This is a genomic window from Streptomyces venezuelae (genome assembly GCF_008642295.1).
Lineage (GTDB): Bacteria > Actinomycetota > Actinomycetes > Streptomycetales > Streptomycetaceae > Streptomyces > Streptomyces venezuelae_C.
Window position 1 is genome coordinate 4,319,247 of sequence record NZ_CP029190.1, and the last position, 12,756, is coordinate 4,332,002.

General features: G+C 68.4%; 6 protein-coding genes. 2 read left to right on the forward strand and 4 right to left on the reverse strand.

What is annotated here, in order from left to right; all coding sequences use genetic code 11:
- The first annotated feature begins 261 nt into the window (after nucleotides 1-261).
- Together rpoB and DEJ50_RS19340 are read left to right on the forward strand one after the other, a co-directional pair.
- A complete protein-coding gene (gene rpoB, locus DEJ50_RS19335; protein ID WP_150209225.1) occupies nucleotides 262-3,744 on the forward strand; it encodes a DNA-directed RNA polymerase subunit beta in 3,483 nt (1,160 codons plus the stop codon).
- Between the two features lie 98 nt (nucleotides 3,745-3,842).
- Complete coding sequence (locus DEJ50_RS19340; RefSeq protein ID WP_150209226.1) at nucleotides 3,843-7,742, forward strand: DNA-directed RNA polymerase subunit beta'; 3,900 nt, start codon at nucleotides 3,843-3,845, stop codon at nucleotides 7,740-7,742.
- A 63-nt stretch (nucleotides 7,743-7,805) separates the two neighbouring features.
- Here DEJ50_RS19340 and DEJ50_RS19345 read toward each other — a convergent pair whose 3' ends face one another.
- The 4 genes from DEJ50_RS19345 to DEJ50_RS19360 are packed head-to-tail and all read right to left on the reverse strand — an operon-like array spanning nucleotide 7,806 to nucleotide 12,679.
- Nucleotides 7,806-8,741 (reverse strand): M48 family metalloprotease, encoded by a 936-nt coding sequence (locus DEJ50_RS19345; protein ID WP_223837826.1) that lies wholly within the window; start codon nucleotides 8,739-8,741, stop codon nucleotides 7,806-7,808.
- A 5-nt stretch (nucleotides 8,742-8,746) separates the two neighbouring features.
- The gene (locus tag DEJ50_RS19350; protein ID WP_150209227.1) at nucleotides 8,747-9,778 is read right to left on the reverse strand and encodes a hypothetical protein; all 1,032 of its coding nucleotides are present in this window, start codon (nucleotides 9,776-9,778) and stop codon (nucleotides 8,747-8,749) included.
- A 16-nt stretch (nucleotides 9,779-9,794) separates the two neighbouring features.
- Nucleotides 9,795-11,900 (reverse strand): hypothetical protein, encoded by a 2,106-nt coding sequence (locus DEJ50_RS19355; RefSeq protein WP_150209228.1) that lies wholly within the window; start codon nucleotides 11,898-11,900, stop codon nucleotides 9,795-9,797.
- Nucleotides 11,897-12,679 carry a hypothetical protein gene (locus DEJ50_RS19360; RefSeq protein ID WP_150209229.1) on the reverse strand — a complete coding sequence of 261 codons (783 nt, stop codon included), beginning with the start codon at nucleotides 12,677-12,679 and terminating at the stop codon, nucleotides 11,897-11,899. Before DEJ50_RS19360 ends, DEJ50_RS19355 begins: the two co-directional genes overlap by 4 nt.
- Nucleotides 12,680-12,756 lie beyond the last annotated feature (77 nt).

Below are 12,756 nucleotides of genomic sequence, written 5' to 3' on the forward strand. Positions count from 1 at the left end.
GTTGGTTTGAAAAACTGTGGGGAAGGCCTGTTGCCGGACTCCGGAGACCTGGTCTGGACATCAGTGAGCCAAGTGGCTACACTGACCCTTTGCGCTGCCTGTTAGCTGCCCCCTGCCCGTCGCCAGGGGCATGCCCACGCTCGAGCACACAGACTGAACGTCTCTGACCTGGTCTTTTGGCCAGATGGAAAGCTTCTGTCTTCTGTGTCGGCTGGGACCGGTACGCGCGTAGTGAGTCCGAGCCCTCGGAAGGACCCCCTCTTGGCCGCCTCGCGCAACGCCTCGACCAATACGAACAACGGCGCCAGCACCGCCCCGCTGCGCATCTCCTTTGCAAAGATCAAGGAGCCCCTCGAGGTTCCGAACCTCCTGGCGCTGCAGACCGAGAGCTTTGACTGGCTGCTCGGCAATGCCGCCTGGAAGTCTCGCGTCGAGTCGGCGCTGGAGAGTGGACAGGACGTCCCCACCAAGTCCGGTCTGGAGGAGATCTTCGAGGAGATCTCCCCGATCGAGGACTTCTCCGGGTCGATGTCGCTGACCTTCCGCGACCACCGGTTCGAGCCGGCGAAGAACTCCGTGGACGAGTGCAAGGAGCGCGACTTCACGTACGCGGCCCCGCTCTTCGTCACGGCCGAGTTCACGAACAACGAGACCGGTGAGATCAAGTCTCAGACGGTCTTCATGGGCGACTTCCCGCTCATGACCAACAAGGGCACCTTCGTCATCAACGGCACCGAGCGTGTCGTGGTGTCGCAGCTGGTCCGTTCCCCGGGTGTCTACTTCGACTCCTCCATCGACAAGACGTCCGACAAGGACATCTTCTCCGCCAAGATCATCCCGTCCCGGGGTGCCTGGCTGGAGATGGAGGTCGACAAGCGCGACATGGTCGGCGTCCGCATCGACCGCAAGCGCAAGCAGTCCGTCACCGTCCTCCTGAAGGCTCTCGGCTGGACCACCGAGCAGATCCTCGAGGAGTTCGGCGAGTACGAGTCCATGCGCGCCACCCTGGAGAAGGACCACACCCAGGGCCAGGACGACGCGCTGCTCGACATCTACCGCAAGCTGCGCCCGGGCGAGCCGCCGACCCGTGAGGCCGCGCAGACGCTGCTGGAGAACCTGTACTTCAACCCGAAGCGCTACGACCTCGCGAAGGTCGGCCGCTACAAGGTCAACAAGAAGCTCGGTGCGGACGAGCCGCTGGACGCCGGCGTGCTCACCACCGACGACGTCATCGCGACGATCAAGTACCTCGTGAAGCTGCACGCGGGCGAGGTCGAGACGATCGGCGAGAACGGCAACTCGATCGTCGTCGAGACCGACGACATCGACCACTTCGGCAACCGTCGTCTGCGCAACGTCGGCGAGCTCATCCAGAACCAGGTCCGCACGGGTCTGGCCCGTATGGAGCGCGTCGTCCGCGAGCGTATGACCACGCAGGACGTCGAGGCCATCACGCCGCAGACCCTGATCAACATCCGGCCGGTCGTCGCCTCCATCAAGGAGTTCTTCGGCACCAGCCAGCTGTCGCAGTTCATGGACCAGAACAACCCGCTGTCCGGGCTGACGCACAAGCGTCGTCTGTCCGCGCTCGGCCCGGGTGGTCTGTCCCGTGAGCGGGCCGGCTTCGAGGTCCGTGACGTTCACCCGTCGCACTACGGCCGCATGTGCCCGATCGAGACCCCCGAAGGCCCGAACATCGGTCTGATCGGCTCGCTCGCCTCCTACGGCCGCGTCAACGCGTTCGGCTTCGTCGAGACCCCGTACCGCAAGGTCGTCAACGGCACCGTCACCGACGAGGTCGACTACCTGACCGCCGATGAAGAGGACCGCTTCGTCATCGCCCAGGCCAACGCCGGCCTGTCCGAGGACATGCGCTTCACCGAGGCCCGCGTGCTCGTCCGCCGTCGTGGCGGCGAGATCGACTACATCGCCGGCGACGACGTCGACTACATGGACGTCTCGCCGCGCCAGATGGTGTCCGTCGCGACCGCGATGATCCCCTTCCTCGAGCACGACGACGCCAACCGTGCCCTCATGGGCGCGAACATGATGCGCCAGGCCGTTCCGCTCATCAAGGCGGAGGCCCCGCTCGTCGGCACCGGCATGGAGTACCGCTGTGCGGTCGACGCCGGTGACTCGATCCGTGCGGAGAAGGACGGTGTGGTCCAGGAGGTCTCGGCCGACTACATCACCGTCGCCAACGACGACGGCACGTACACCACGTACCGCGTCGCCAAGTTCTCCCGCTCGAACCAGGGCACCTCGGTCAACCAGAAGGTGATCGTCAACGAGGGCGACCGGATCGTCGAATCCCAGGTCCTCGCCGACGGCCCGGCGACCGAAGAGGGCGAGATGGCCCTCGGCAAGAACCTGCTCGTGGCGTTCATGCCGTGGGAGGGCCACAACTACGAGGACGCGATCATCCTGTCGCAGCGCCTCGTACAGGACGACGTCCTCTCCTCGATCCACATCGAGGAGCACGAGGTCGACGCCCGTGACACCAAGCTGGGCCCCGAGGAGATCACCCGGGACATCCCGAACGTCTCCGAGGAGGTCCTCGCCGACCTCGACGAGCGCGGCATCATCCGCATCGGTGCGGACGTCGTCGCCGGCGACATCCTGGTCGGCAAGGTCACCCCGAAGGGTGAGACCGAGCTGACCCCGGAGGAGCGCCTGCTCCGCGCGATCTTCGGTGAGAAGGCCCGCGAGGTGCGTGACACCTCGCTGAAGGTGCCGCACGGTGAGATCGGCAAGGTCATCGGCGTTCGCGTCTTCGACCGCGAGGAGGGGGACGAGCTTCCCCCGGGCGTGAACCAGCTGGTCCGCGTCTACGTCGCCCAGAAGCGCAAGATCACCGACGGTGACAAGCTCGCCGGCCGCCACGGCAACAAGGGTGTCATTTCGAAGATCCTGCCCATCGAGGACATGCCGTTCCTCGAGGACGGAACTCCGGTCGACATCATCCTCAACCCGCTCGGTGTCCCGTCCCGAATGAACCCGGGACAGGTCCTGGAGATCCACCTCGGCTGGCTCGCCAGCCGCGGCTGGGACGTCTCCGGCCTCGCGGACGAGTGGGCCCAGCGTCTGCAGGCCATCGGCGCCGACCAGGTCGCCCCCGGCACCAACGTCGCCACCCCGGTGTTCGACGGTGCCCGTGAGGACGAGCTCGCCGGCCTCCTGCAGCACACGATCCCGAACCGCGACGGCGAGCGCATGGTGCTCCCGTCCGGCAAGGCGCGCCTGTTCGACGGCCGCTCCGGCGAGCCGTTCCCGGACCCGATCTCGGTCGGGTACATGTACATCCTCAAGCTCCACCACCTGGTCGACGACAAGCTCCACGCCCGTTCGACCGGTCCGTACTCGATGATCACGCAGCAGCCGCTGGGTGGTAAGGCGCAGTTCGGTGGCCAGCGCTTCGGTGAGATGGAGGTGTGGGCGCTGGAGGCATACGGCGCCGCGTACGCCCTCCAGGAGCTGCTGACCATCAAGTCCGACGACGTCACCGGCCGAGTGAAGGTCTACGAGGCCATCGTCAAGGGCGAGAACATCCCCGAGCCGGGCATTCCCGAGTCCTTCAAGGTGCTCATCAAGGAAATGCAGTCGCTCTGCCTCAACGTGGAGGTGCTGTCCTCGGACGGCATGTCCATCGAGATGCGCGACACCGACGAGGACGTCTTCCGCGCGGCGGAGGAGCTCGGTATCGACCTGTCCCGGCGCGAGCCGAGCAGCGTCGAAGAGGTCTGACGGGCCCGGCGGGGGCTCCACAAGAGCCCCCGCCGTCCCCGGGACCGTTTCAGACCACTGATCAAGAGACACGACCCCGAAAGAGGGATTGACGCACAGTGCTCGACGTCAACTTCTTCGACGAGCTGCGGATCGGCCTTGCCACCGCGGACGACATCCGTACCTGGTCCCACGGCGAGGTAAAGAAGCCGGAGACCATCAACTACCGCACCCTGAAGCCCGAAAAGGACGGACTCTTCTGCGAGAAGATCTTCGGTCCGACCCGGGACTGGGAGTGCTACTGCGGCAAGTACAAGCGTGTCCGCTTCAAGGGCATCATCTGTGAGCGCTGTGGCGTCGAGGTCACGCGCGCCAAGGTGCGCCGTGAGCGCATGGGCCACATCGAGCTTGCCGCTCCCGTCACCCACATCTGGTACTTCAAGGGCGTCCCGTCGCGCCTGGGCTACCTGCTGGACCTCGCGCCGAAGGACCTCGAGAAGGTCATCTACTTCGCCGCGTACATGATCACGTTCGTGGACGACGAGCGCCGTACCCGCGACCTGCCGTCGCTGGAGGCCCACGTCTCCGTCGAGCGCCAGCAGATCGAGAACCGCCGCGACGCCGACCTCGAGGCCCGCGCCAAGAAGCTCGAGACCGACCTGGCCGAGCTCGAGGCCGAGGGCGCCAAGGCCGACGTGCGCCGCAAGGTGCGCGAGGGCGCCGAGCGCGAGATGAAGCAGCTCCGCGACCGCTCCCAGCGCGAGATCGACCGCCTGGACGAGGTCTGGAACCGCTTCAAGAACCTCAAGGTCCAGGACCTCGAGGGCGACGAGCTCCTTTACCGCGAGCTGCGTGACCGCTTCGGCACGTACTTCGACGGCTCGATGGGTGCCGCGGCGCTGCAGAAGCGCCTGGAGTCCTTCGACCTGGAGGAGGAGGCCGAGCGCCTCCGCGAGATCATCCGGACCGGCAAGGGCCAGAAGAAGACCCGTGCGCTCAAGCGCCTCAAGGTCGTCTCCGCGTTCCTGCAGACCAGCAACAGCCCCAAGGGCATGGTGCTGGACTGCGTCCCGGTGATCCCGCCGGACCTGCGTCCGATGGTGCAGCTGGACGGTGGCCGCTTCGCGACCTCCGACCTGAACGACCTGTACCGCCGTGTGATCAACCGCAACAACCGTCTGAAGCGTCTGCTCGACCTCGGTGCCCCCGAGATCATCGTGAACAACGAGAAGCGGATGCTCCAGGAGGCGGTCGACGCCCTCTTCGACAACGGCCGTCGTGGTCGCCCGGTCACGGGCCCCGGCAACCGTCCGCTGAAGTCCCTCAGCGACATGCTGAAGGGCAAGCAGGGTCGATTCCGTCAGAACCTGCTCGGCAAGCGAGTCGACTACTCGGCGCGTTCCGTCATCGTCGTCGGCCCGCAGCTGAAGCTGCACCAGTGTGGTCTGCCCAAGGCCATGGCGCTGGAGCTCTTCAAGCCGTTCGTGATGAAGCGCCTGGTCGACCTGAACCACGCGCAGAACATCAAGAGCGCCAAGCGCATGGTCGAGCGCGGTCGCACCGTGGTGTACGACGTCCTCGAAGAGGTCATCGCCGAGCACCCGGTGCTGCTGAACCGTGCGCCCACGCTGCACCGCCTCGGCATCCAGGCCTTCGAGCCGCAGCTGGTCGAGGGCAAGGCCATCCAGATCCACCCGCTCGTCTGCACCGCGTTCAACGCGGACTTCGACGGTGACCAGATGGCCGTCCACCTGCCGCTCTCCGCGGAGGCGCAGGCCGAGGCCCGCATCCTGATGCTGTCCTCCAACAACATCCTCAAGCCGGCCGACGGCCGTCCGGTCACGATGCCGACCCAGGACATGGTCCTCGGTCTGTTCTTCCTGACCACCGACGGTGAGCTCCGTGACACCAAGGGCGAGGGCCGGTCCTTCGGCTCCACGGCCGAGGCGATCATGGCGTTCGACGCCGGCGAGCTGGCCCTGCAGTCGCAGGTCGACATCCGCTTCCCGGTGGGCACCATTCCGCCGCGCGGCTGGGTTCCCCCGGTCGCCGAGGAGGGTGAGCAGGAGTTCCAGCAGGGAGACACCTTCCGGCTGCGCACCACCCTGGGCCGCGCGCTCTTCAACGAGCTGCTGCCCGAGGACTACCCGTTCGTCGACTACTCGGTGGGCAAGAAGCAGCTCTCCGAGATCGTCAACGACCTGGCGGAGCGCTACCCCAAGGTCATCGTGGCGGCGACGCTCGACAACCTGAAGGCGGCCGGCTTCCACTGGGCGACCCGTTCCGGTGTCACCGTGGCCATCTCCGACGTCGTGGTCCCCGAGGCCAAGAAGGAGATCGTCGCGGGCTACGAGGCCCAGGACGAGAAGGTCCAGAAGCAGTACGAGCGCGGTCTGATCACCAAGGACGAGCGCACGCAGGAGCTCATCGCGATCTGGACCAAGGCGACCAACGAGGTTGCCGAGGCGATGAACGCGAACTTCCCCAAGACCAACCCCATCTTCATGATGGTTGACTCGGGTGCCCGAGGAAACATGATGCAGATGCGGCAGATCGCCGGTATGCGTGGTCTGGTGTCGAACGCGAAGAACGAGACCATCCCGCGTCCGATCAAGGCCTCGTTCCGTGAGGGCCTGTCCGTGCTGGAGTACTTCATCTCCACCCACGGTGCCCGTAAGGGTCTGGCCGACACCGCCCTGCGTACCGCCGACTCGGGTTACCTGACCCGTCGTCTGGTGGACGTCTCGCAGGACGTGATCATCCGCGAGGAGGACTGCGGCACCGAGCGCGGTCTGAAGCTGAAGATCGGTGTCCGCGGCGAGGACGGCGTGCTGCGCAAGGCGGACGACGCGGAGACCTCGGTCTACGCCCGCATGCTGGCCGAGGACCTGGTCATCGACGGCAAGGTCATCGCGCCGGCCAACGTCGACCTCGGTGACGTGCTCATCGACGCCGTCATCGCGAACGGCGTCGAGGAGGTCAAGGTCCGCTCGGTCCTGACCTGTGAGTCCGCCGTCGGCACCTGTGCCTTCTGCTACGGCCGCTCGCTGGCCACCGGCAAGCTGGTCGACATCGGTGAGGCGGTCGGCATCATCGCCGCCCAGTCCATCGGTGAGCCCGGTACCCAGCTGACGATGCGTACCTTCCACACCGGTGGTGTGGCCGGTGACGACATCACCCAGGGTCTGCCGCGTGTCGTCGAGCTCTTCGAGGCCCGTACCCCGAAGGGTGTCGCCCCGATCTCCGAGGCCGCCGGCCGCGTGCGGATCGAGGAGACCGAGAAGACCAAGAAGATCGTCATCACCCCCGATGACGGTTCGGACGAGACCGCGTTCCCGATCTCGAAGCGTGCGCGCCTCGAGGTCGCCGAGGGCGACCACGTCGAGGTGGGCCAGAAGCTCACCGCGGGTGCCACCAACCCGCACGACGTGCTCCGCATCCTCGGTCAGCGCGCGGTCCAGGTCCACCTGGTCGGCGAAGTCCAGAAGGTGTACAACTCGCAGGGCGTGTCGATCCACGACAAGCACATCGAGATCATCATCCGGCAGATGCTGCGCCGCGTGACGATCATCGAGTCCGGCGACGCCGAGCTGCTTCCGGGCGAGCTCGTCGAGCGGTCGAAGTTCGAGACCGAGAACCGTCGCGTGGTCACCGAGGGCGGTCACCCCGCCTCCGGCCGTCCGCAGCTGATGGGTATCACCAAGGCCTCGCTCGCGACGGAGTCCTGGCTGTCGGCCGCCTCCTTCCAGGAGACGACCCGAGTCCTGACGGATGCGGCGATCAACGCCAAGTCCGACAGCCTCATCGGCCTCAAGGAGAACGTCATCATCGGTAAGCTCATCCCGGCCGGTACGGGTCTGTCCCGCTACCGCAACATCCGGGTGGAGCCCACCGAGGAGGCGAAGGCCGCGATGTACTCGGCCGTCGGCTACGACGACATCGACTACTCGCCCTTCGGCACCGGCTCCGGCCAGGCTGTCCCGCTGGAGGACTACGACTACGGCCCGTACAACGGCTGAGGTCACAGGCAGTAACAAGCACAGGGCGGTCACCCCTCACGGGGTGGCCGCCCTGCGGCGTTCTCACCCCGGGGGCGGGAGGTACCGCCGGAGGTGGTGCAGCCGGGTGCGGGGGTGCGGATCGGGAGACAGCAGCAGTTGCAGGGTGCCCACCTCCTCGTCGTCCGGGCCGGCCGCGGCCAGCACCTCGGCGAGCGGGGGTCCGAACCCGAGGATGGCCGCATGCCGGTCGGCCCGCAGCTCGGCCCGGCGTGCAACGGCGGCGGTGAGGAAGGGCAGGGCCAGGAGCAGCAGCGGTGCGCCGTAGGTTGCGGCCAGGGCGAGGCAGCCGCCCCAGACCAGGGCGGCGCCGAGCAGGAGCGCGGCCGGAACGGGCATACGTTTCGCCTCCCGCAGGGCCACTCGCCCGGCGGGCCGGAGGATCAGCCACAGGAGCCGGCCGGGCAGGGCGTACCACCAGGTCAGCAGCCTGCTCCAGGTGTGCCCGGCAGTGTGGTGGCCCAGTTCGTGGGCGAGTACCGCCGCCAGCTGGGAGGTGCGCAGTGTCTCCAGGGAGCGCCGGGTGACGATCACGATGTGGCCGCCCGCCGCCGAGGACGTCACCTCGCTGCTCTCCTCGACCCACAGCTGGTACCGGTTCCCGTCCACGCCCGCCCGGGCCGTCACCTCACGCCATACGGAGGCGAGCAGCGCGAGCTCCTCCGGCCGTGGCGGGTGCAGCCGCAGGAGGTAACGGGCGAGGCAGGCCTCGGTGGGGCGGTGGAAGCAGAGCACTCCCGCCGCCAGCCAGAGCGCCACCGGTATGCCGTACGGAATTCCGGTGGCGCCCTGCAGCCCGCGGCTGAGCAGGCCGATCAGCAGCAGGCCGAAGAGGGCTCCGGGAAGGTGCAGGGCCAGCCGGCCGAGGGCGGTCAGCCCGGTGCCGCGCTGGTGGGCGGTGTAGTGCACGCGGGTACCCGGGGCGTGGCGGTAGTCGAGATCGTCGTCGGGTTCGGGCACGGCCGTCACTCCTGGTCCGGTTCGACGGGGCTCCGGCCGTAGCCGGGCGGTTTCTCCCAGCGGGATTCCTCCCGCGGCGGCCGGGACTCCTCGGGCACCGGGTTGCCGCCGAGGGGCTGCGCGAGTACATCGGTGAGCGCCTTCACCGCGTGCCGGCGGGGTTCGGCCAGCTCGTGGTTCTCCGCCGTCTGCTCTTCGAACAGTTTGGTGACGAGCTTCAGCTGGGCGCTGATCAGGTTCCGCTGGTCCTCCCGGAGGTGGGCCATGAACTCCTTGGTCTCCTCGGGGTGCTGGCTGAGGTACCAGGCCCAGGCCCGGACCCCGCTCTGGTCCAGGAACCCCTCGTACAGGTCGGTGCGCTCCGCGCGCAGCCGGAGCAGTGCGTCACGGCGCCGGTCGGCGGCGGCGTCCACCTGGATTCCGTGCTGTTCGGTGAGGACGCTCTCGGCTGCCTGGTGGCCGATGGTCTGGAGGCGCGCCTGATGGGCGATCGCCTCCTGGTTCCGGCGCAGCCGCAGCGTCGAGGTGGTCCGCAGGCCGGCCGCCGTGCCCAGCGGCTCCCACAGCTCGGCCGCCGCCAGGAGTTCCGTCTCGGCAGCCGCACTGTCCACGATGTCGAACTTCCGGGCGACGGCGCGGGCGAGGCGTTCCAGCTCGCCCGTCAGCAGCCGGGGTACGTCGCGGCAGCCGCTGCGGACGAAGGCGACGGGATCGTGGACCTGCCACTGCATGTCCACGGTGGCCTGGAATTCCAGAGCGTCGTTCGCGCTGGGCAGGGTCAGTTCGTCCCGTACCGGGTGCAGGCCCGTGTCCACTTCGTAGACCGCGCTGTACCGGGCGGTCGCTCTGGGCCGGTGGGGCGGCTGGAAGACCAGGTATTCGCCCGTGTGGGTCGCGTAGACGAGACAGTGATCGAAGCGGGTCAGCCGTTTGCGGCGGAGATCCAGCCGGGCGAGCTGCCGGACGCTGATCACCGGGTCGATCAGCGGGGTGTGCCGGTCGGCTGTCTGTAACCAGTCGAAGTTGCTCGATGACATCTGGTTCTCCTTGTGGTCAGAGCCGGGAGAGGACCGTCAGCAGCCGCTCGGTGACCGCGGGACGCGGTCCGCCGTCGTCGCCGCGGATGGTGTGGAGGAGGTGCTCGATGCGCCGGTGCTCGGTGCCATCGGTGATGAGTCGCGGCAGCAGTGCGGCGAGGGCCCATTCGGTCGCGGGGTGCGCGTCGGCGGCCCTGATCCATCCGGTGAGGACGAGCAGGGCTTCGTGGGTGAAGTCCCGGTCGCCCAGGGCGGACCTCAGGAGCCGTGGTATCCCGGTGCTCACGGACCCGTTGTCATCTGACGCGTACCGGTCGAGGACGAGGGGGCGGCTGCCGGTGTCCTCGTCGGTGTGCCGGCAGGCCCCGAGGAAGCCGCGGACGGAGAGCTCGAACACGGACCGGTGGTCGTCCAGCGTCCGCAGCACCTCGTCCAGGACCCGGGTGGCAGCAGGCGACAGCAGGAGCAGTTCCACGGACTGGGCCAGCTCGGCTGCCAGCGTTCCGTCGGTTTCGGTGCCGTACTGCTTCCGTGCCTGTACACGCAGTGCGGCCAGTGCCGCCTCCGGCCGTTCGTGCCCCAGGAGTCCCTGGACCCGGACCCCCACCCAGCCGAGCCGGGGGTCCGAGCCGGCGGTCCAGTCGTCGGTGATCCGGAGGATGTTGGGGGCTCCAGCGCGGTGGGACAGGGCCAGGGCGGCGACCGCGCCGACCCGGAGTGCGGTCTTCCGGGACCTGGCCCAGGGCTCGATGACCAGCGCCATGGCCGAGGGCAGATCGGTGCCGGCCAGCGAGGCCACCGTCGCCGCCGCGCGGGTCCGTACGAACGGCCGGCCGTCTTCGGCGAGCCGGCCGAGCCAGGTCACCAGGGCGGGACGGGCCGACGGATGCCCCGTCCACACCTCGCCGAGCAGGACGCGGGCGGTGCGGTCGTCCTGGAAGGCGGCCTTGAGCTGGCGCACCGGGCCCCATTCGGTGGGTTCGACCCCGGGGTCGGTGCGGGCTCGGGCCCGTTCGATGCGGTCGCCGATATGGGTGCCGAACACGGGCACCGTCTTCGGTGCCTCGGAGTTCGCCGTCCGCTGGAGGAATGCGAAGAGCAGGTCGCTGAGCTCGGCGATCAGGGCGTACGGTCCGACGTCGAATGCGGCGAGGGCGATGAGGAACGCCTTTTCGCGCAGGTGGAGGTCGGCCTCGTCGGTCTCGAACCACTCCCGTACCTGCTGGACCACCGAGGCGAGCGAGGCCCGCCGGAGCGCATCTTCGTCCATCTCGCCCAGGGCGTACCGCCGGAGTTCCATGCAGTACGCGACCACTTCGCGCGGCTGAGGGCCGCGCGGCAGGAACTCGGACACGGCCTCGAGCGCCATCAAACGGTGCGCCGGGCCGGGCCCGACCGCCCGGTCCAGGTGGGACCGGAGGATGGCGGCGGCCGTCGGAGGGTTCCAGGGCCAGGTGCGGACATCGTCCTCCACCCAGGGCCGCAGTCCGGTGGTGATGACCAGGAAGCCGCCGTGCTTCCGCAGGTGGTTGCGGATCGCCAGCAGATGCGTCTCGCGGAGCGGATCGGTGGGAGTGGTCCGCAGATCGCACAGGGCGTGCCCCGGGACCTTTCCCTTGCCCAGCCGCTCCAGCAGCTCCCCGGGCCGAACGGTCCGGTCGACCGCGTGGACCGGGGTGGCACCGAGCCGGTGCAGCAGCATCAGGGCGGCGGTGCGCCGGCCGGTGAACGGTGCCCCGGTCAACACCAGGACCTGCTCCTTCTCAAGGCGCTCCCGCAGGGTTTCGAAGGAGGTGCCCTCGGTGACGAAGGTCAGGGCCCGCGCGTCCAGTTCCTCGCCGGGGATTTCACCGGACGACTGGGTGGGGCCGGACCGGCCGAACTGGTAGTAGACGTCCCCGACGATCTGGTCGGCGACCACCCCGTGGTTCACCCCGTCGAACGACAGGGTGCGGGGGAGGTGCCGGCGGAGGGTCTGCCGGGTGTCCCAGGCCGCCTGCGGTGCCGGCTCCTGCTCCTCGGCCTTCGCTCCGCCTTCCCTGTCCTCGCTGGGCTCGGCGGTGTCCTTTTCCTCCGCTGCCGGCTTCTGCGCCGGCGGCTCGCCCGGTTCGGGAGTGCTCATCCGCGGTCACCACGGTCCGTGGGCATGGAGATTCCGCCGTTGATCACACCACCCTGAACGATGGGGCCGTTGATCTGATGGGCAACGATCCCGTTGTTGGTGCCGTGGAAATCGACCTGGCCGCCACCGGAGGAACCGGAACCGGACGCCGTGCGGCCGGCGCGGAGCCGGTGCGGCTCCGGTGCCGGGGCCGCCGCCGACACAGCGGCCGGCAGCGGCCCGTACAGCCAGGCCTTCAGCGGGCCGTTCTTGCTGTTCACGGTGAACTCGTGGAATGCGGACCGCGGGATTCCGGTGTGGTCGTGGCGGACGATGCCCGTGTACACGGACTCGGACACGCACAGGGCGATGTCCTCGGTGCGCTCGCGGAGCGCGGCCCGCAGGCCGTCGGCGTCCAGCAGCCGGAACGCGAGGTTGAGGTCGTCGCCGACCCCGCCGTCGTTGGCATCCACCGTCACGAAGCCGGTCGCCACCACGGCGCGCAGCCGGATCTGGGCCGCGCTGGACGCCATCCGGTTCACCGACCGCAGCTGGGCCGGTGCCTCGGTGAGCAGCACCCGCAGCAGTGCGGTCAGGGGTGCGTTCGCGTCGATCATGACCAGTACACCGTCGCCCCGGTCGTCGCGCCGGTGGTGCGTCTGGTCGATGCCCGCCTCTTGCAGGACGCGGTCGAGCACGTCGTAGAGCATCCGGCGGAGGTACGCCTGCTCCACATCGTCCCGGTCGCTGAACTTCTCGATGTCGAGCAGGAGCAGGTTGCGATTGAGCGGGTGGGCCATGACTGCCTCTCGTGGTCGCGTGCCATGCGCGTGCCGTGCGAGAAACAGGGTGCGGGCACGCCCAGGCCTGCGGTGAG